We start from the raw sequence: 20,843 nt of genomic DNA on the forward strand, positions 1-20,843 counted from the left end.
CGCACCGCTCCGGTTCGCCTCGCGCCACCGGTGCACGTACCGCAACGTGGTCGAATACTCGCCATCGTAATCAGTCTCCGCGAGCAGACGCTCGTGCACCCGTTTGATCGTGTGACGCTGCTTGCGGGGCATCAACCGGTCCGCCTCCAGCCACGAATCCACCAGATGCGTGTACGGGTCGATCTTCGAACCATACCGACGATCCGTCTTCGGCCTGGGCGAGCAATCCCGCATATCCGCGTACTTCGCGACCGTCCCGCGATCGACATGCAGCCGCCGCGCTATCTGCGCGCGGGACAATCCCTGCCGATCAAGTCTCCTGATATCCTGCACCATGGGCATCGGTATCGCCATGTTCCTTTCCTTCCCGAGCCTTCGGCCAGCGGCAACCGGCCGAAACCAAAACGAATTGCAACTCGGGAATATACAGACAGGCGAACCGACGTCCCACTACCAAGTACTGCCAAACCTGAGGAAAACCATCAGCCTACACTGCGGAAAAACACTGCCAAACCTGTCGAACAAACATTGAAACAAAACACGGACGGCTCGTACGCCTCGGCCATCATGGGCGATTCGGACATGGCCGAATCGATGGCCGTCTCGGTCGCGGACCATCCGGCCGCGGGCATCTCGGTTACCGGTTTCACGTCAACACGCTCCTTCCCTCTCCGACCACGCCTCGTGCGTGGCCCCGGCCGGCACCCCTTCCGGCGCCGACACCCAACACAACCGGACAACACGCCGAAGACGGGTGCGGCATGCGATTTTGTTTCTGACGATTGCGGAAAGCCTAGGCCTTGTACACCTGGCCTTGTACGACTCTCGACTTTCGAATAGCGTTTCCGTATGGCGGTGTGGCGGGCGAGTTATCTGCGGTCATTCCGCAATTGTCGATGCGGTTTGTGACTCCTCTCGCTGCTATTGGATTCTTTGGTGTTCATTGGCTGCCTGCGTCGGTCGTGTTCCTCCGTAATCGTGGATGGGTCGCGTCTGCGTCTGCCGATGCTTGTAACGGGCATGTTTGTGGCTTGCCTGCAAAACAATGCCGCTATTTGCCTCGGACTGACGCTTGGCTGGGACGCAGACCCGGCTGCGGATGTTGGGGCGAGACCGTTTTTGCGAAGCTGCGGGACTGATTGCGTGTCTATCTGCTTTGCGAGGGGTACATTAGCGCTTCTGCGGACAGATATCTGCTTTGCGAGGGGTACCTCAATGTCGGTAATTCATGTATTCCCGTTGGAATTCCGGCCGTAATACTTGTCGTTTCGCCATTCGGGTACCCCTTGCAAAGCAGATACCTGTCCGAGACGACGTCAATGTACCCCTTGCAAAGCAGATAGCCGAAATAGTGGGCTCTGTTAAACCAACTTTGATATACAAGGTGGGCCATATGGGTTGATTTCCTAGTATGCCGCGCCAAAAGTTCGTTGAATATATTATTGGCTCTCCTTGTTAGGGGAGCTGGCCTGCGAAGCGGGTCTGAGGGGTAGTGAATTAATAAACGAATTTCTGACGTGGCATACTAGGATAATCAACCCACTCTGAACCCAGATTGGGTAGCATATGTCAATTCTGGTTTAACAGAGCCAGATAGTTTTCGGAAACCGGTGCAGGGGATGTCCGTGCGTGCTTCTCGTTGATACCCTGCAACGGTCACCTCACACGTTGGTGACGTGTGGGGGAGCCCGGATACGGTGGATTACTGCAGAGGCGCGGGAATAAAGGGATGCGGTGCAGTCCTAATACGTGGAGAAATGACGTGGCAGCCCTGCTTTCCGGTGAACATGTATCGGCATGCCGTCGCTCCCTACTGCTCCCGAAGCGAATGCACGAGCTGGGAGACGGTTCGTGGCACGGGGGACTGGCTGAGCCAGTCGGGGTCGAAGGTTTTGGATTCGAGCATCCCCTGCACCGAGCTGAGCATGCCCAGAACCCCGTTGGCGGCAAACTCCGCCGTGATGCGTTGTACCGGGCTCAGCGATTCCGGCTTGACGCCAATCGAGGACAGCCAGATGTCGATGACGAAGTTCTTGAGCTGTCTCACCAGGCCAGCCGAGCCATGCGGCCCCGCAATCAGCATGAGTTTGTGCACGCAATCGAGGTACTCGGGGTCGGTGAGGCGCTTACCGTAGTCGCTGATGGCGTCCATATCGTCCGGCTGGCGGATGAGATGGACGATGAATGCGGCGACGTTCGATTCCGCGTACAGCGAGGCGATGGCGTCGTCGGCCAGTTCCGGAATCGACGTGTAATGGTAATAGAAGGCGCTGCGGTTCAGCCCGCTCGCACGCGTGATGTCGCTGACGTTGATCTGCGCGTACGGCTTCGCCTCCAGCAGTCGCCAGAACGTATGCTGCATCTTCTCGGGCGCACCTTGTTCGTCCGCTTTTGGTCGTCCCATATTCAGTCTCCTCGCCATGTTCATCGATGGTCGCCGACGTCCGCCGGCCATATTCAGTGCCATATGCACCGTCATAATGACCTGCCTCCTATAACCCAACATCATATCGAGTTATGAGGATTTATATTCCACAGTGTGTTGGGTATTCTCATCGTTCGGTTGGATTCGACGTGAATCCCCGAACGAGAGGAATGCACTATGGGAGCGTTGAAACAGTACGCCAAATACGTCTTGCCGTTGGTGACGATCATCGCGGTCTCATGTCTGATGGCGCTGATGTTCTATCCGATGATGAACGCGCAGGTCCGCGAGCTACCGGTCGCCGTTCTGTCGCTGGACGAGGGTGCGACCACCGCCCAAGGCGAGGTCAATGTGGGCGATGCGATGGTCAAGAAACTGACCGAGGCTTCGGCTGGTGACTCGTCATCCGCCGACGCCGACGAACAGCCGATGGTCTGGGCCAAGGTCGCTTCGAAGGACGAGCTCGACAAGGGGTTCGCCGACCATGACTACTATGCCGCAATCGTCATTCCGAAGGACTTCACCGCCAAGCAGATGGCCGTAAAGCAGGCGGCGGCCAAGGCTCAGATCGAGTCCGCCACGGCGCTTGCGCAGACCATGGCCAAGGCGCAGGCCGAAGCGGCGGGGCAGGGGCTGACCGGAGCCGCCGCACAGCAGTATGTGCAGGCCGCGATGCAGAAGGCCATCGCCGCGCAGTCCGGCACTGCGACCGGTGCCGCCGGTTCCGTGTCTGACGGTGGCTCCGCGTCCGGCACATCCGACTCGGCCGGTGCGTCCGCTTCGTCCGACGACGAGAACGCCCCGGCCGTCACCCTCACCATCGACAACTCGAAGAGCCCGCTCGTCGCCAGCCTGCTCAAGCAGAGCGTGCCGACCATGCTCTCGCAGACCGGCGTCAAGGTGGAGGTCAAGACGATCAACGCCGGCGACGTCAAGTCCAACAGCAGTCTGCCCACCGCGGCGATGATGGGTCAGAATGTGCTCATCATGCCCACCTACATGATGTCGCTGATCGTCGCCGTGCTCACTGTGATGCAGCTCGGCCGCAAACATTATGATTCCAAGCCGCAACGCTGGGTGTCCTTCGGCATGCAGTTGTGCGCCGCGCTTGTCTGGTCGCTGTGCGTCGCGCTCGGCGCGTGCTGCATCTTCGCCATGCTGGGCTCCGGCTGGCCACCGGCCGCGATGATTGGGTTCCTGTGGCTCGCCAGCTTCGCCGTCATGTCGGTGATGCTCGCGCTAATGAACATCGCGATGCCGCTCGGCGCGATCTGCGGCGTCCTTGGCCTCGGCCTCGGCATGACCAGCGGACTGTTCCCCTATGAGCTGCTGCCCGGCTTCTGGCGTGACTGGGTCTACGGCTGGGTGCCGCAGCGCTACATTGGCGACGGTGTGCGTGCGGTGCTCTACAGCGGTGACGGTTGGTGGAACGCCGCATCCGAACCGTTGATGATTGTGATGTGCGTCGGCCTGGTGGTGTTCATCGTTGCCGGACTGCTGCCGCTCGGCAAGCGCGGTCGTGAGTGACCCGGCGGAGTTGATCGGCTCGGCGCGGTCTGATTCGGCTGGCCGGTTCCGGTCTGGTCCTGTGCGATCTGCTCGGTCCGGTCTGGTTCTGTGTGGCCGGTTCCGGTCTGGTCCTGTGCGATCTGCTCGGTCCGGTCTGGTTCTGTGTGGCCGGTTCCGGTTCGGTCCTGCGTGGTCCGTCCGCTCCGGTCTGATTCGGCCGGCGTAATCCGATTGGCGTAAGCCGTCGCCGTAATTCCGATCCGTCCGGCCCGATTGGCCCGGCTCTGCGCTCCGTCCGGCCCGATTTCGGTTGGCACGAATGGCAAAAGCCCCTTATCATTGTCTTGGATTGAGACAATGATAAGGGGCTTTTGTGATGGTTCAGGACGGTGAACGGACCTCTGTGGATGATTGTGGGGCGGCGTCGGTGCGGCAGGTTGGGCGGCAGGTTGGGCAGCAGGTTGAGCGGCAAGGCGAGGGGGCGTCCATCGCCGAGCGGCTGGACCGGTTCTTCGATGAGCTGCACCGGATCGACGTGGCGTTCGCGGATTATGGCCGTCGCCTCGGTCTGTCCGACAGCACGATGTGCGTGCTCGACTATCTCAATGACCATGACGGCGTCTCGCAGCGCGAGATCTGCGATTACACGATGCTGCCGCGCCAGACCGTCAACAACGTCATTTCCTCGTTCATGGATCAGGGGTACATCCGCTTCGGCGAATCGGAAGGGGATCGGCGCGTCAAAACGGTATGGTTCACCGAATCGGGCCGCCGGTACTGCAACGCGCTGATTGCGCCGGAACGTGGCGCCGAATACCGTGCGATGAGCGAGCTCGACCCCGACCTGCGGGACGCGATGATTCGAGGCATGGAGATTTTCGGCCGTGAATTCCGCCGGCAGCTCCGTGCCGTCAAACTGTGATGGAGAGGATGACGTGAGCGAGCGTTGAGCGTTATCGGGCCGAGCTGTCTTGTGGCTGCCTTTTGTGGCTGCCTCATGGCTGCCTATGGTCTCGTCGCGGCCTCCCCAAGGTCTCTCGCGGATTGCCTTTGCCGTGGGCAACGATTTCGGCTGCGGCTCGGCCTTGAGTATCTGAATATGCGTGATGATTCCATTCCCTTGAGTCTTTCCGGATTTGACATTTGTCCCTAAATGGGACAATATGGGTATTGCGTGTGAGAGCGTAGAGGATTTCACGCGCCTGAAATGCGTTGCGGGGCTAAAGGCCGTAGGCAGCGAGCAATCGAACGAAAGACGCAGATACTAAGGAGTGAATAACGTCATGCGGCTGGTCGTCCGTTTCATGAGACCGTATTGGGGGCTGTTCGCCGTAACGGTGGTGCTGTTGTTCTTCGACGTGGTGGGCGCGCTGGTCATCCCCACCTTCGTGGCGGAGCTGCTCAACGAGGGCGCCACGAATGCCTCGTTCGACACGATGATCGTGACCGCCGTGAAGATGGGAGTGGCCGCCCTGATTTCCGGGCTGGCCGCCATCGCCGGCGGCTGGTGCTGCTCGCAGCTGACCAGCCGCGTCGGCAGGGATATGCGGGTGGCCCTCTACCGCAAGTCGCTCGACCTGTCCATCTACGACTTCCGCAACTTCGGCACCGCGTCGATCACCACACGCACCATCAACGACATCGTCAACATCCAGCTGGCCATGACCAATCTCATGGGCATGATGCTGCCGGTGCCGTTCATCGTCGTGGTGGCGCTGACGCTGTCTTTCCGCCTGGACGTGGGCATGAGCCTGTGGCTGCTCGCGGTGATCGCCGTCGTATGCATGATCGCGTTCGTCATCATGCGTTCCGCCGCGCCGCTGTTCCGTCGTCTGCAGAAGCTGCTCGACCGGATCGGCGCCGTGCTGCTCGAGAACCTCACCGGTGTGCGCGTCATCCGCGCCTTCGACAAGGAGCGCCATGAGCAGGAGCGCATGGACGCCACATTCACCGACTACGCCACCACGTCCATCAAGGCCAACCGCCTGTTCGCGAACCTTGACGGCTTGTCGTACTTCGGCATCAACGTGTTCGTCGTCATCGTATACTTCCTCTCCGGCGCGCGCATCGACGCCGGCGGATTCCAGATCGGCGACATCACGGCCATCGTCGAATACTCGGTCATGGTGCTGTTCTATCTCATGATGGCCCAGATGGTGATCCTCACCCTGCCGCGCGCCCTCGAATGCTGCGAGCGCGTGCGGCAGGTGCTCGACCACAGCCCGCAAATCACCGATCCCGAACCCGGCAAGGCCATCGGGATGGCGGGGCGCGAGCCGCTCGCGGACGGCGAGGTGCTGGCCTTCCGCGACGTCACCTTCCGCTTCGCCGACGCGCAGGAGGACGCCCTGACCCACGTCAGCTTCTCCTGCAAGTCCGGTCAGACCACCGCCATCATCGGCGGCACCGGCTCGGGCAAATCCACCATCGCGATGCTCGCCCTGCGCTTCCACGACGCCACATGGGGGCAGGTCATGCTCGACGGCGTGGACGTACGTGACATGACCCAGCACGACCTGCGCAATCGTGTGTCCTACGTGCAGCAGCAGGCATGGCTGTTCTCCGGTTCCATCGCCGACAATCTGCGCTACGGTGACCGCAACGCCAGCCTGACCGAGCTCAACCACGCCATCGACGTGGCCCAGGCCCGTGAATTCGTCGACTCCCTGCCGGACGGTCTCGACTCGCGGGTGGCCCAGGGCGGCACCAACTTCTCCGGTGGTCAGAAGCAGCGCCTGTCCATCGCCCGCGCGCTGGTCGGCGATGCGCAGCTTGTCATCTTCGATGACTCGTTCTCGGCGCTCGATTTCAGGACCGATGCGGCGCTGAGGCGTGCGCTCGCCGACGAAACCAGCCGCCGGGCCGTACTCATCATCGCCCAGCGTGTGAGCACCATCCAGCACGCTGATCAGATCGTCGTCCTGTCGGACGGCGAGGTCGCCGGTATCGGGCGGCACGACGAACTGATGGCCACCTGCGAGGTCTACCGCCAAATCGTCGAATCGCAGACCAAGGAGCCGGCGCGTGACGAAGTGATGGGCGCCGCACCGACGGACATCGAGCCGGCGCGCACCGTAGTCAAGACAGCCAAGCCGGGAAAGGAGGCGTGACATGAGCAATGACAACTACGAGTCGATCGACGGCATGGATGAGGTCGATATCACCACGGCATCGTCGGACGAGACCGAACTCGAAGCGCCCAAGAACGCCATGGCCACGGCCAGACGACTGTTCGCACAGCTGAAGGCGCAACGCATACGGCTGTCGGTCGTTGCCGTCTCGATTCTGCTGTTCACGTTCTTCCATATCGCCGCGCCCATGTACAGCGCGGTGGTGGTGGACGCCATCTGGAACGCCGTGCAGGCCGCATGGAAGACCGGAACGCCCTACGCCATCGAATGGGGGTCGCTCGGCACGGGGTGGCCGATACTGATTCTCGCGGTGCTCTACCTCGGCGAAGCCTCGTTCTACTACCTGCAGTCGTATCTGATGGCGTCGGTCGCCGAGAACCTGAACCTCACGCTGCGCAAGCAGATCAGCGCCAAGATCCATCGTCTGCCGTTGCGGTTCTTCGATCGCAACAAGCCCGGCGAGGTCCTGAGCAAGGTCACCAACGACCTCGACCGCATCAGCGAGGTCATGCAGACCGGTCTGCTGCGACTGATCACAGCCATCACCACGGTGACCGGCTCGCTGGTGATCATGGTGTATTACTCGTGGCTGCTGACGGTTGTGTTCCTGGCGTTCATGGCCCTGAGCCTGTGGGTCACCAAGCTGGTGGCGCACATGAACCTCGAGGTGGCGTCTCTGCGGCAGGAGACAGTCGGTGAGCTGACCGGGCTGGCGGAGGAATACTACAAGGGCCGCAACATCATCAAGGCGTACAACCGTGAGGCGGACAGCATCGAGGCGATTGAAGCCGCCGCCGAACGCACCCGGCGCGCCGCGCAGAAGGCGGACTTCATCACCATGTCCGTGAACCCGCTGATCCGCATGATCTCGCGGTTCTCGCAGATGGTCGTGATGCTGATCGCCGGATGGATGGTGATCGGCGGGCGTATGACCGTCGGCGTGGCGCAGGCCTTCTTCCAGTACGTGATCCAGGTCTCTGAACCGATGACCGAGGCGAGCTACATGATCAATTCGCTCCAGTCGGCGCTCGCCTCAGCCGAGCGCACGTTCGAGCTGCTGGATGAAGAGGAGGAGAGGCCGGACCCCGGTGAGGACGCGGCGGCGCAGGTGTCCGAACCGGTGCGCGGACGCGTGGAATTCAGCCATGTGCGCTTCGGCTACGAGCCCGGCAAGCCGCTGATGAAGGACGTGAGCTTCGTGGCGGAGCCAGGGCGCAAGATCGCCATCGTCGGCTCGACCGGCGCAGGCAAGACCACGCTCATCAACCTGCTCATGCGGTTCTACGAGATCGACGGCGGTTCCATCACGCTTGATGGCATCTCCACGGCGGCCATGACGCGCGGCGACCTGCGACGCGAATTCGGCATGGTGCTGCAGGATACCTGGCTGTTCAGCGGGACCGTGGCCGAGAATCTGGCCTACGGACGGCCGGATGCCACGCGTGACCAGATCGTGGCGGCGGCCAAGGCGGCTCGCGCGGACTTCTTCATCCGGACGCTGCCACACGGCTATGACACCGTGCTCGATAACGAGGCCGGCAACCTGTCGGTCGGGCAGCGGCAGCTGCTCACCATCGCGCGCGTGTTCCTCGCGGACCCGCCGATTCTGATTCTCGATGAGGCGACCAGCTCGGTGGATACGCGTACCGAAGCCGAAATCGGCAAGGCGATGTCGCGGCTCATGGCCGGGCGCACCTCGTTCGTGATCGCGCACCGACTGTCGACGATTCGCGATGCCGACATGATCCTCTACATGGAGCACGGCGACATCCTCGAATCCGGCAATCACGAGGAACTGCTGGCGCGTGGCGGTCGGTATGCGGCCCTGTACAACAGCCAGTTCGCGTAATGACGGGAGATGCCAGTGATGAATCCGGCTTGCAATCGTCTGAATAGCCTTGGCCCACTGGCGGCAGGCTGCTCGCGGAGTACGTCCTTAATTGCAGGACGAGCTGGCTTGCGAAGCGGGTCTGAGGGGTAGTGAATTAACCAACGAATTAATGACGCGAGGCACGAGTCGTGGCTACGCTGCTACTCGCCGTCATTGCTGTTTACGAACTCGAGGATATCGCCCGGCTGACAGTCCAGCACCTTGCAGATCTGATCGAGCGTGGAGAACCGGATCGCCTTGGCGCGGCCGTTCTTCAGAATCGATACGTTGGCCGGCGTGATATTGATGCGATCGGCCAGCTCGCCCACGCCCATCTTGCGCTTGGCCAGCATTACGTCGAGATTGATGCGGATCGCCATTCAGATCACCGCCTCAAGCTCGCTGCGCTGCGCGATGGCGGCGCTGAGCAGTGAGCGCATCACCAGCATGAGCAGAATGAACGCGGCGATGAGCAGCAGCGCCACCAGACATGCCAGACCGACCGCCGGCATGGTCATCGAGGCGTTGAAGCAGTCGCCGCTGGTTGGGTCGCAGTACTGGAAGTCGGCGAACAGGCCGAACAGCAGCACGAACAGCACGAGCGCTCCCTCGGCCGCCGCGCAGACGATGATGGCATTCGTCCACCACACCGCCTTGCCGGAGAACACGTCGCGGCGCTTGACCAGATCCAGGAGCCTCCATAGGGGAATCAACGCCACTTCGAAACATGCGACCCCCAAAATTCCGGCGATGGTGTACGGCCAGCGGGCCGGCGCGGTCTCGGGGTACAGCGCGACCACGTCGCCGGCCATCATATAGATGACGTACTGCCCCCACAGGCATATCAGCTCGAAGAGCACGATGAACCCCTTGAGCACCGCGATCGCCGCGGGATGGTGCTCCTGCCACATCGCGGCGTCTTCGGCGGTGTTCTCGACGTCGTCGCCCGGGACTGTCGGGGTCCCGGCCCGTGACCCGGTTGGATGGTCCGAATGGTTGGGATGGTTGGGATGACTCAGCGCGCCCATGATGACCGCCCTTTCCTGATGGTGCCTGATGGTGCTTGTACTGCTGCGTTGCCTAGCTGTGCCCGTGCCGCCGTACGTGTGTCGCTGCGCGTGTGTTGCCGTGCTTTTCCTGCCGAACCGACCCGTCTGTGGGCTCGATTGTATTTCAATAGTATTATATCGAAATTCGATATGTCAAGCAGACTTGAGTGGTTCGGCCGGAATCATGAAAGGGCTGCGGTGCTGGCGTGGATCTGATACGCGGATCTGATGCGAGGGCGGGGTCGTGACGGTATCTTGCTGCGGTCGGTCTCGCCGAATCACTCCCAGACGTCAAGCTTGCGGCGCTTGAAGTAGTATTCGCGGTCCTGTTCGCCGATGGGGCGTGCCACCTGGCAGGGCGCGCCGTAGGCGACCGAGTTCGAGGGAATGTCGTGGGTGACGACCGAGCCGGCGCCGATCACGGTGTTGTCGCCGATGGTGACGCCCGGCAGGATGGTCACATTCGCGCCGACCCATACATTATTCCCGATGACGACGGGGATCGCGTATACGTAGTGGTGCTCGCGCAGGATGGGCAGCACCGGGTGGCCGGCGGTGGCGATGACCACATTCGGCCCGAACATGCACCAGTCACCGATGGTGATGTCGCCGTCGTCCACGCAGGTGAAATTCGTGTTGCAATAGACGCCCTTGCCCATGCACACATGATGGAATCCCCAGTTGGCGTGCGCCGGCGTCTCCACATGGCAGCCCTCGCCGATTTCGGCGAACATCTCCTTGAGCAGCCGTTGCTTGCCGGCCTGGTCGGTGGGATGGGTCTGGTTGAATTCCCAGAGCTTCTCCTGATACTCGAGCTGACCGTCCATGATGCTGGGGTCGTCATAGTGGTAGGGGAGTTGCGCGCTTCGACGTTCGGCGTTGTCCATCAGATTCTGCTTCCTTGCTGAAATCGTTGTGAATCCAATAATGGTTACGTTGCCATTCTATGTCTTGCGAGACGGGAGACGTGTCCCCGGTGTTCCGCGTCGCAACCGAATCGTGTCGGAAATGATGGCGAGCACACCCGACGCGTCCCGGCATTCCGCGTCGCAGCGTCCCTTTCCTTAAGTGCAGCGTCTCTTTTCTTAAGTGCAATGTCCCTTTTCTCAAGCGGACTGGGACTGTATGTACGCGTCCTAACGACCTAGCCGCGTACATACAGTCGGAAAAGACCCCCAGAGGGACTGTAAGTATGCGGGTGGTTCGTCGAGCCGCGTACATACAGTCCGACGCGGTCCTCAAACAGGCTGTAAGGGCGTGATCGGTTCGTTGTGCCGCGTGCCGAAGGTCCGGTTTTCGGATGATTCATGACTGAAGTTCGCAATCGGCAATCCGTTCGCCCATTCATGCTTATTCATTCCATTGAGGGTCGTACTCTCACGCAGTCCGAAGCACTCCTTTCCTCCAAACGGACTGTATGTACGCGTCCCGACGACCTAGTCGCGTACATACAGTCGGAAACGACCGCCAAAGGGACTGTAAGTATGCGGGCGGTTCGTCGAGCCGCATACATACAGTCTGTTCGTTCTGTCTGTCTGCCCATCTGTCTGTCTGCCCGTCTGCCCGTCCGCTTCGTCTGTTTATCTGATTGCTTGCCTGCCCATCCATCTGCCCGTCCGTCCGTTCTGTCCGCTCTATCTGTTCGCCTGCCTGTCCGTCTGCCTGCCATGCCGGCATGTCCAATCCCATCCATCCGGTACGTTCAGCGAGTCCTCTCGCCCAATGCGCCGGCCGCGATGGGGTGGGCCAGGTATCCGTTGCGAGGCCGGGCGTAGGCGGCCTGTTGCAAGGCGTTGGTCGTCGGACGCGGATGTGCGGATGCGGATGTGCGGCCGCCGTGACGCGGAGACACGGTGGCGTGGTGCCGTAGCCCCTGCCGGTGATGTCCGCGAACCAGGCCTCGGCATCGGAGAACCAGGCCATCGGCGTCGGCGCATGGCGTCGGTGCACGAACAGCCGCCCGGAGCCGCCCGGAGCCGTCCACCCACACGGTGTTTCGCCCTGTATACCGGTTGTGGCATAATAACCAAGGCAATTTTTGGGCATTGGCCCTAGCCCTAGAAGTTTGAATTTGAAAATAGGTGAGTAACTGTGGCACAGACTACCAACGACATCAAGAACGGTTCCGTCCTGAACCTGGACGGCCAGCTGTGGACCGTCATGAAGTTCCAGCACGTCAAGCCGGGCAAGGGCCCCGCTTTCGTGCGCACCACCATTAAGAACGTGCTCTCCGGCAAGATCGTGGACAAGACCTTCAACGCTGGCATGAAGGTTGACTTCGAGACCGTGGACAACCGCAACCTCCAGTACTCCTACGAGGACGGCGACAACTTCGTGTTCATGGACATGGAGACCTACGACCAGATCTACGTGCCGAAGACCCTCGTGGGCGACAAGGCCAAGTTCCTGCTCGAAGGTACCGACTGCGTGGTCTCCTTCCACGACGGCACCCCGCTGAACGTCGACCTGCCGGGCAACGTGGTCCTCACCGTGACCCACACCGAGCCGGGCCTGCAGGGCAACCGCTCCAGCGCCGGCACCAAGCCGGCCACCGTTGAGACCGGCGCCGAGATTCAGGTGCCGCTGTTCATCAACGAGGGCGACCGCGTCAAGATCAACACCGAGGACGGCTCCTACACCGGCCGCGAGAACTGATTCTCCCGCACCGCATCAAGCAACATACAAGAGGACTAAGTAGTACATATGGCACGTTCCACCGCGCGCAAGAGGGCGTTGAACACCCTGTACGAGGCCGACGAGAAGAGCCAGGACATCCTGTCCCTGCTTGACGAGCGCATCGCGCATCCCGGCGCCCAGACCCCGCTTCCCGACTATGCCATCGAAATCGTCAGGGGAGTGGCGGAGCACCGTCGACTCATCGATTCCACGCTGGATGGGCATTCCACCGGCTGGAAGGTGCGTCGCATGGGCGTGGTTGATCGCAACATCCTGCGCATCGCCGTCTGGGAGATTCTGTTCAACGACGAGGTGCCGGACAAGGTCGCCATCGACGAGGCTCTGGCGTTGGCCAAGACCCTGTGCGACGACGATTCGCCGGCCTTCATCCACGGACTGCTGTCCGCGGTGTGCGCCGACAAGGATTCCATCGTCACCGACGGGAAGGCTGCGGACGCCTCCGACGCCGATACGTCCGATGCCGAGGCGTCGGATCCCGAAGATGCCGTATCCGCCGGTACCGATACGACCGATGGCGACGCCGTCGCCGAGGAGACCGAAGCCGACGATTCCTCCGGTGAACACACCAATGGCGACGAATCCGTTGCCGATGAGATTACCGACAATCCGTCCGACGGCAATCAGCCGGCGGTCGACTAGTCCTTTTCTTTGTTCAGCCTCCCCTTTACGGGAGGCTTTTTCATGAGCGGCGCCCAGCGTCCCGCTCCGTTGCCGGCCGTTTGGCCGGTGGGCCTGCCAGTGGGCCCCAAGGTTCGCATGCCGCGGCGTGTGAGTCTTCGCTGGCCGTTAACCTTGGTACGAATACCCGAAAAAACGAAGGGGGTTTTGGTGAGTCAGAACGAGTCCGGAACCATCGCAATTCCGACGTATGACCAGGACGATGCAGTCCTCGTTTTGGAAGATGGACAGGTGTATGTGGGAGAGCCATACGGAGCTCTCGGAGAGACGACCGGTGAGATCGTCTTCGCCACCGGCATGACCGGATACCAGGAGACGCTCACCGATCCCAGCTACGACCGTCAGATCGTGGTGCAGACCTTCCCGCACATCGGTGATACCGGCGTCAACGGCGAGGACCCGGAATCCTCCCGCATCTGGGTGGCCGGCTACATCGTGCGCGACCCCTCCCCGAACGTGAGCAACTGGCGCGCCGAAGGCAGCCTCGATGACGACCTTAAGAAGAACGGCATCGTCGGACTGAGCCACATCGACACCCGCAAGCTGGTGCGCCACCTGCGGTCCGCCGGCGTGATGCGCGCCGGCATCTACTCCGGCGCGGCCCTGACCAACCCGGATACCGGCAAGCTGCGTGACGTGGCCGAGCTGCTCGAGGCGGTCAAGGCGACGCCCAAGATGCAGGGCCTGAGCCTGTACGACGAGGTCTCCACCAAGGAGACGTACACCGTCGAGCCGTGCGGCGAGTACGAGGGCAAGGAGCCGCTGTACACCGTGGCCGCAGTGGACCTCGGCATCAAGGGCATGACCCCGCACCGCATGGCCGAGCGCGGCTGCCGCGTGCATGTGGTGCCCTCCACCATCACCTTCAGCGAGATCGAGGCCCTGAACCCGGACGGCGTCTTCTTCTCCAACGGCCCGGGCGACCCGGAGCAGGCCGGTCCCGAGGTCGAGCTGCTACGCCAGGTGCTCGACTCCGGATACCCGTTCTTCGGCATCTGCTTCGGCAACCAGCTGCTCGGCCGCGCGCTCGGCTTCGGCACCTATAAACTCAAGTTCGGCCACCGCGGCATCAACCAGCCGGTCAAGGACGTGACCACCGGCAAGGTGGAGGTCACAGCCCACAACCACGGCTTCGCGGTGGACGCGCCGATCGGCAAGACCGTTGACGCGCCGTTCGAGGATGGCAAGTACGGCAAGGTGTTCGTCAGCCACATCGACCTCAACGACGACGTGGTCGAGGGCCTGCAGTGCGTGGACATCCCGGCCTTCTCCGTCCAGTACCACCCGGAGGCCGCCGCCGGTCCGCACGATGCGGCCTACCTGTTCGACCGTTTCTGCGAACTGATGAAGAACAACCCGCGCGACGAACGCGCCGCAAGCAAGGAAGGTAAGTGATATGCCGAAGCGCACCGACATCAAATCCGTGATGGTCATCGGCTCCGGCCCGATCGTGATCGGTCAGGCCGCGGAGTTCGATTACTCGGGCACCCAGGCATGCCGCGTTCTTCGCGAGGAGGGCATCCGCGTCATCCTCGTCAACTCGAACCCGGCCACCATCATGACCGATCCCGAGATGGCCGACGCCACCTACATCGAGCCGATCGCCACCCCGATCCTTGAGCAGATCATCGCCAAGGAGCGCCCCGACGCGCTGCTGCCGACCCTCGGCGGCCAGACCGCCCTCAACGCCGCCATGGCGTTGGGTGAGGCCGGCGTGCTCAAGAAGTACAACGTCGAGCTCATCGGCGCCTCGCTCGAGGCCATCGATCGCGGCGAGGACCGCGAGCTGTTCAAGAAGGTCGTGGATGAGGCCGGCGCCGAATCCGCCCGCTCGGACATCGCGCACAGCATCGAGGAAGTGGACAGGATCGCCGAACGCTTCGGCTACCCGCTGGTCGTCCGCCCGAGCTTCACCATGGGCGGTCTGGGCTCCGGCATCGCGCATAACGAGGAGGAGCTGCACCGCATCGCCGGTGCCGGCATCCACTACTCGCCGACCGACGAGGTGCTCATCGAGGAGGGCATCGAGGGCTGGAAGGAATTCGAGCTCGAGCTCATGCGCGACCGCAACGACAACGTCGTGGTCGTCTGCCCGATCGAGAACGTCGACCCCGTGGGCGTTCACACCGGCGATTCCATCACCGTGGCCCCCTGCTTCACCCTCACCGACCGCGAATACCAGAAGCTGCGCGACATCGGCATCGCCATCATCCGCGGCGTGGGCGTGGACACCGGCGGCTGCAACATCCAGTTCGCCGTGCATCCCGAGACCGGCCGCATCATCGTCATCGAGATGAACCCGCGCGTCTCCCGTTCCTCCGCGCTGGCTTCCAAGGCCACCGGCTTCCCGATCGCCAAGATCGCCACCAAGCTGGCCCTCGGCTACACGCTGGACGAGATTCGCAACGACATCACCCAGTCCACCCCGGCCTCCTTCGAGCCGACCATCGACTATGTGGTCACCAAGGTGCCGCGCTTCGCGTTCGAGAAGTTCCCGGGCGCCGACCCGACCCTGACCACCTCCATGAAGTCCGTGGGCGAGGCCATGGCACTGGGCGGCAACTTCCAGGAGTCGCTGGGCAAGGCCATGCGCTCCATCGACAAGCGCCACATGGGCTTCACCTGGGATGGCGACAAGCCGTCCGCCGACGAGGTCGCCGACCTGCTCGAGCAGATCAAGGTACCCACCGAGCACCGCTATTTGCAGCTCATGCGCGCCATCTGGGGCGGCGCGACCCTCGAGCAGCTGTTCGCGGCCACCAAGATCGATCCGTGGTTCCTGAAGCAGCTTGAGCTTATCAATGAGATGGCCGCGACCGTGCACGCCGCCGAGACGCTGACCCCGAAGCTGCTCAAGAAGGCGAAGCTCGCCGGCCTGTCCGACGTGCAGATCGCCCACCTGCGCGGGCTCGGCGACGAAGGTGAGAACACCATCCGCGAGCTGCGCTGGAACTACGGTGTGCGCCCGGTCTACAAGACCGTGGACACCTGCGCCGCCGAGTTCGACGCGGTCACGCCCTACTACTACTCCTGCTACGCGGACGAGACCGAGCTGCGTCCGCGCGACCGCGAGGCCGTGATCATCCTCGGCTCCGGCCCGAACCGCATCGGCCAGGGCATCGAGTTCGACTACACCTGCGTGCACGCGGTGCAGGAGCTCGGCAAGGACTACGACACGATCATGGTCAACTGCAACCCGGAGACCGTGTCCACCGATTACGACATGTCCGACCGCCTGTATTTCGAGCCGCTCACCTTCGAGGACGTGCTCGAGATCTACGAGGCCGAGAAGAAGATGGGCCCGGTAAAGGGCGTCATCGTGCAGCTCGGCGGCCAGACGCCGCTGTCGCTGGCCGCGCGACTCAAGGCCGCCGGCGTGCCGATCCTCGGCACCACGCCGGAATCCATCGATCTGGCCGAGAACCGCGAGCTGTTCGGCGAGGTGCTCAAGAAGGCCGAGATGAATGCCCCGCGTTACGGCACCGCCCTAAGCCTCGAGGAGGCCATGGACGCCGCCCACCGCATCGGCTACCCGGTGCTGGTCCGCCCGAGCTACGTACTCGGCGGCCGCGGTATGGAGATCGTCTACGACGACAAGCAGCTCACCAAGTACGTAGATCGCGCGCTGGCCGAGGCCCAGGCCGACACTGTGGTGTCCGGTCGTCTGCCCTCCCCGCTGCTCATCGACAAGTTCCTACAGGACGCCATCGAGATTGACGTCGATGCCCTGTTCGACGGTGAGGAGCTCTACATCGGCGGCATCATGGAGCACGTCGAGGAGGCCGGTGTGCACTCCGGCGACGCGGCCTGCACGCTGCCGCCGTCCACGCTGTCCGACGACCAGATCCGCCGTCTGCGCGAAGGCACCTACGCCATCGCCAAGGGCTGCCATGTGCAGGGTCTGGTCAACGTGCAGTACGCCTTCATGGCCAACACGCTGTACGTCATCGAGGCCAACCCGCGCGCCTCGCGCACCGTGCCGTTCGCGTCCAAGGCCACCGGCGTGGCGCTGGCCAAGGCCGCCGCACGCATCATGGCCGGCGAGACCATCGCCGACCAGCGCGCCAACGGTCTGCTGCTGCCCAAGGGCGACGGCGGCGTGATGCACCGCGGCCAGCAGGTGGCGGTCAAAGAATCCGTCCTGCCGTTCAAGCGCTTCCGTACACCGGTGGGCAAGACCGTCGATATCCTGCTCGGACCGGAAATGCGCTCCACCGGCGAGGTCATGGGCTTCGACCGCGACTTCCCGCATGCGTTCGCCAAGAGCCAGCTTGCCGCATACGACGGCGGCCTGCCGACCCATGGCAACGTGTTCATCTCGGTGAACGACACCGACAAGCGCCAGCTGCCGCTCATCGCGGTGCGCTTGGAGGAGCTCGGCTTCAAGATCTGGGCCACCGAGGGCACCGCTTCCGTGCTGCGTCGCTACGGCATCGACTCGAGCATCGTGGACAAGATCAGCACGCGCGTGGATTCCGATCCGGAGGCGCCGGTTGTGGTGCACCACGCCGAGGGTTCCGTGGGCAAGAACGTGGTCCAGCTCATCGAGGACGGCAAGATCGACATGATCCTCAACACGCCGAACTCGCGAGGCTCGCGGTCGGATGGATATTCCATCCGCGCGGCAGCAATTGCAGCGGATTTGCCCCAGTTCACCACCATCACGGAGTTCCAGGCGGCGCTGCTCGCTATCGAGGCCGTGAAGCATAATGATTACCAGATCATGAGCATCCAGGATCATTCGAAGCAACTATTCGAATTGGAGAGACAGGAGTTCTGATGGTAACCAGCGATGAGGAGTTGCAGGCGCAGCGTTCCGATTTCGGTTTGCGACTCAGCAATTCAATGGCCAAATACGGACCGTTGTGCGTGGGTATTGATCCACATCGTAAACTCCTCACCGACTGGGGATACAACGTGGACGCCGAGGGCGCGGAGCTGTTTTCCATGCGCATGCTGCAGGCGGCCAGCGGTTGCGCCGCCGCGGTGAAGTTCCAGACGCCGATGTTCGAACGCTATGGAGCCAAGGGATTCGAAGCGCTCGAGCGCGTCCTGTACGCAGCCCGCCAGATGGGTGTGATCACCATCGTGGACTGCCTGCACGGCGGTCTGCCCACCACCATCTCCGCCATCGCGGATGCCTATTTCAAGGCGGACTCCCCGATGCTGGCGGACGCCATCACGTTGTTGCCGTACTACGGCGCACGGTCGCTCAACGGCCTGATCAACGAGGCGCTGGAGAATGGGCGTGGCGTATTCATCGCCTCCCTGACCTCAAACCCGGAGGGCATGAGCCTGCAGACCGCCATCCGCCAGAGCGGCGACTACAAGGGCCGCACCGTGGCCTATGGCATCGCCTCCACCGCGCAGAAGCACAACGTGGGCATCGAAGGCATGGGCTCGGTGGGCCTGATCATCGGTGCCACCATCGGCCAGTGGATTCAGGATTCCGGCGTGAACCCGGCCGACTTCACCGGCCCGATCCTCTCCCCGGGCTACGGCTGGCAGGGCGCCGAGGCCAAGGATCTGAAAACCGTGTTCAAGGGCACGCGCGGCAACGTGCTGGTGACTGTGTCGCGCTTCATCGCATCCCATGGTCCGTCCATCAGCGCGCTCAAGCAGGCGACCGAGTCGATTGCGCTTGATGTGCGCCAGGCGTTGTACGAGGCCATGAACGAAGGCGAGAACAAGGAGAAGAGCGGCATGGGAACCGTGAAGAAGGCAGCCGTTGCGTCCGCTGATGCCGCTGCCGGGGCGGAACAGGCCGGAGAGTCCTCCGAACCCAAGCCCAAGGGCCGTCTGGTGGTGCTCACCGGTCCCGCCGGCGTGGGCAAGGGCACGGTGGAGAACGCCATGCGCAAGAAGCACCCCGGCGTCTGGCTGTCCGTTTCCGCCACCACGCGCAAGCCGCGCCCCGGCGAGGTCAACGGTGTGAACTACTGGTTCCTGAGCGATCAGGAATTCTCCGCCAAGGAGAACGCCGGAGAGTTCCTGGAGACCGCGCTGGTGCATGGGCTCGCCCGATACGGCACCCCGCTCAAGCCGGTGCAGGAGCATCTGGCCGAGGGTGTGCCGACCCTGCTGGAGATTGATCTGCAGGGCGCCCGCCGCATCAAGGAGACCGCGGCCGAGCTGGGTGTGGATGTGGTGTATGTGTTCATCGCCCCGCCGAGCTTCGACGAGCTGGTGCGCCGACTCAAGGGACGTGGCACCGAGTCCGAGGAGGAGGTCAACAAGCGCCTCGAGACCGCCAAGGTGGAGCTGGCCGCCGAGAACGAGTTCGACGTGACCATCGTCAACGATAATGTCGACCGTGCGGCCGACGAGCTGTGGTCCGTGATCGCCAAGGAGTACGGCCTCTGACGGTACGGGTCTCTGACAATCGGATGGCTCTGAACAGCTGAATTACATCGCTGATGGCGGTGGATGACACGCGACGTCGTGTTGTCTACCGCCATTTCTTGTGTCAGCTGTGTAAGGCAAGGTCGATTGCGACGCGTGCGTCTTTGCAGCCGCTGGTTTTCAATATGCTGCGCCAGAAGTTCGTTGACGTTGATCTCGGCTTATCTTGATAGGGGAACCGCCCCGCAAAGCGAGTCTCAGAGGTAGCCAATGTGCTGGAATTGTTGGCGTAGGGCGTCGTCAGGGCGTTGTCAGGGCGTCGTCAGGGCACTGTCAGATAACAATGTTGGAACTTGCCGCTAGCGCAGCACCACCAGCTGCTGGTGCAGAATCGGCGTGGCTGATTTGGCCGGGACCGGACGCCATTCCAGCTGGGCCGGGTCGTGGTGACCGGCGATGTACCGGCGCATCCATTCGAAGCACTCCTGGGTCTGGATGGCGTCGCTCAGCGCGCGGTGCTCCTCGTTCTGCGCGATGTCGAACCGTACGATGAGATCGGCCAGGCGATGATGCTTGTGTTCGGGGAACAGCGTACGGCTGATCTGCATGGTGTCGTAATCCGTGCAGGCGAACCCGGAACCGGCGACATGCCGCGTGTTGTAGTCGAGGAACCGCAGGTCGAAGCTCACGTTATGGCCCACAATCGGTTCAGGCACGGAACCGGGGTCCGACGAGGCGAGCCATGCGATAAACCGGGGCAGCACCTCGTCGATGGGGTCGAGATCAGCCACCATCGCGTCGCTGATGCCGGTCAACGCGGTGATCTGGCGTGGAATTGGGCGCAACGGGTTGATGAGTTCCTGGAACTGGTCCACGATACGGCCTGAACGCACTCGCACGGCACCGATTTCCGTGATGGCGCAGCGGTTGGGGTAGAAACCGGTGGTCTCGAGATCCAGCGCCACGTAATCGAGCGGGAATCCGTCGAGGTCAGTGCCTGCGGTATTCGCGGTATTTGCGCCGTTTGTGCCGGTTGTGGTGGTTGTGGTGGGGGAGGCGGCCGCGACCGTGACCGGTCCGGTGGTCTCCCGGCCGGCTCTGCGGATTGCCGATGCGTTGGCGGAACCGGAATCATTGGGGCG

14 protein-coding genes and 2 pseudogenes are annotated in these 20,843 nt (G+C 62.5%); 10 read left to right on the plus strand and 6 right to left on the minus strand.

Going from position 1 to position 20,843, the window contains the following annotated elements; translation table 11 throughout:
• Positions 1–354 (minus strand): annotated as a pseudogene (locus BMYO_RS06805) (IS21 family transposase); the annotation flags it as partial.
• A 1,456-nt stretch (positions 355–1,810) separates the two neighbouring features.
• Positions 1,811–2,404, minus strand: coding sequence for a TetR/AcrR family transcriptional regulator (locus BMYO_RS06815; protein WP_158216962.1), 594 nt, complete (start codon positions 2,402–2,404; stop codon positions 1,811–1,813).
• 198 nt (positions 2,405–2,602) lie between these two features.
• Between BMYO_RS06815 and BMYO_RS06820 the strand changes: the two genes are divergently transcribed.
• The 4 genes from BMYO_RS06820 (at position 2,603) to BMYO_RS06835 (ending at position 8,914) form a co-directional block, all read left to right on the plus strand.
• Positions 2,603–3,952, plus strand: a complete 1,350-nt coding sequence (locus BMYO_RS06820; RefSeq protein ID WP_094667753.1) for an ABC transporter permease — start codon at positions 2,603–2,605, stop codon at positions 3,950–3,952.
• Positions 3,953–4,310: 358 nt separating this feature from the next.
• Complete coding sequence (locus tag BMYO_RS06825; protein ID WP_094667754.1) at positions 4,311–4,856, plus strand: MarR family winged helix-turn-helix transcriptional regulator; 546 nt, start codon at positions 4,311–4,313, stop codon at positions 4,854–4,856.
• 361 nt (positions 4,857–5,217) lie between these two features.
• Positions 5,218–7,044 carry an ABC transporter ATP-binding protein gene (locus BMYO_RS06830; RefSeq protein ID WP_094667755.1) on the plus strand — a complete coding sequence of 609 codons (1,827 nt, stop codon included), beginning with the start codon at positions 5,218–5,220 and terminating at the stop codon, positions 7,042–7,044.
• 1 nt (position 7,045) lies between these two features.
• On the plus strand, positions 7,046–8,914 hold the full coding sequence (locus tag BMYO_RS06835) for an ABC transporter ATP-binding protein (RefSeq protein WP_233428194.1): 1,869 nt from the start codon (positions 7,046–7,048) through the stop codon (positions 8,912–8,914).
• 182 nt (positions 8,915–9,096) lie between these two features.
• Here BMYO_RS06835 and BMYO_RS06840 read toward each other — a convergent pair whose 3' ends face one another.
• The 3 genes from BMYO_RS06840 to BMYO_RS12380 all read right to left on the minus strand — a co-directional run bounded on the left by BMYO_RS06840 (position 9,097) and on the right by BMYO_RS12380 (position 10,871).
• On the minus strand, positions 9,097–9,315 hold the full coding sequence (locus tag BMYO_RS06840) for a helix-turn-helix domain-containing protein (protein ID WP_094667756.1): 219 nt from the start codon (positions 9,313–9,315) through the stop codon (positions 9,097–9,099).
• A complete protein-coding gene (locus tag BMYO_RS06845; RefSeq protein ID WP_233428195.1) occupies positions 9,316–9,963 on the minus strand; it encodes a DUF2975 domain-containing protein in 648 nt (215 codons plus the stop codon).
• A 299-nt stretch (positions 9,964–10,262) separates the two neighbouring features.
• The gene (locus tag BMYO_RS12380; RefSeq protein ID WP_094667757.1) at positions 10,263–10,871 is read right to left on the minus strand and encodes a sugar O-acetyltransferase; all 609 of its coding nucleotides are present in this window, start codon (positions 10,869–10,871) and stop codon (positions 10,263–10,265) included.
• Between the two features lie 1,204 nt (positions 10,872–12,075).
• Here BMYO_RS12380 and efp point away from each other — a divergent pair.
• From efp to gmk, 6 genes and pseudogenes are all read left to right on the plus strand, one after another.
• Positions 12,076–12,639, plus strand: a complete 564-nt coding sequence (gene efp, locus BMYO_RS06855) for an elongation factor P (RefSeq protein ID WP_094667758.1) — start codon at positions 12,076–12,078, stop codon at positions 12,637–12,639.
• A gap of 48 nt (positions 12,640–12,687) precedes the next feature.
• The gene (gene nusB / locus BMYO_RS06860) at positions 12,688–13,320 is read left to right on the plus strand and encodes a transcription antitermination factor NusB (RefSeq protein ID WP_094667759.1); all 633 of its coding nucleotides are present in this window, start codon (positions 12,688–12,690) and stop codon (positions 13,318–13,320) included.
• 189 nt (positions 13,321–13,509) lie between these two features.
• On the plus strand, positions 13,510–14,754 hold the full coding sequence (gene carA / locus BMYO_RS06865) for a glutamine-hydrolyzing carbamoyl-phosphate synthase small subunit (RefSeq protein ID WP_094667834.1): 1,245 nt from the start codon (positions 13,510–13,512) through the stop codon (positions 14,752–14,754).
• 1 nt (position 14,755) lies between these two features.
• Positions 14,756–18,139, plus strand: coding sequence for a carbamoyl-phosphate synthase large subunit (gene carB / locus BMYO_RS06870; RefSeq protein ID WP_094667760.1), 3,384 nt, complete (start codon positions 14,756–14,758; stop codon positions 18,137–18,139).
• A pseudogene (gene pyrF, locus BMYO_RS12175) lies at positions 18,139–19,053 on the plus strand (orotidine-5'-phosphate decarboxylase); the annotation flags it as partial. The gene carB and the pseudogene pyrF, both read left to right, overlap by 1 nt.
• Before the next feature lie 105 nt (positions 19,054–19,158).
• Positions 19,159–19,722 carry a guanylate kinase gene (gene gmk, locus BMYO_RS12180; protein ID WP_420807298.1) on the plus strand — a complete coding sequence of 188 codons (564 nt, stop codon included), beginning with the start codon at positions 19,159–19,161 and terminating at the stop codon, positions 19,720–19,722.
• Positions 19,723–20,060: 338 nt separating this feature from the next.
• Here the strand turns inward: gmk and BMYO_RS06880 are convergent, their stop codons facing one another.
• Positions 20,061–20,666 (minus strand): 3'-5' exonuclease, encoded by a 606-nt coding sequence (locus BMYO_RS06880; protein WP_233428203.1) that lies wholly within the window; start codon positions 20,664–20,666, stop codon positions 20,061–20,063.
• Positions 20,667–20,843: the final 177 nt, after the last annotated feature.

This window comes from Bifidobacterium myosotis (assembly GCF_002259745.1).
In the GTDB taxonomy this organism is placed as follows: domain Bacteria; phylum Actinomycetota; class Actinomycetes; order Actinomycetales; family Bifidobacteriaceae; genus Bifidobacterium; species Bifidobacterium myosotis.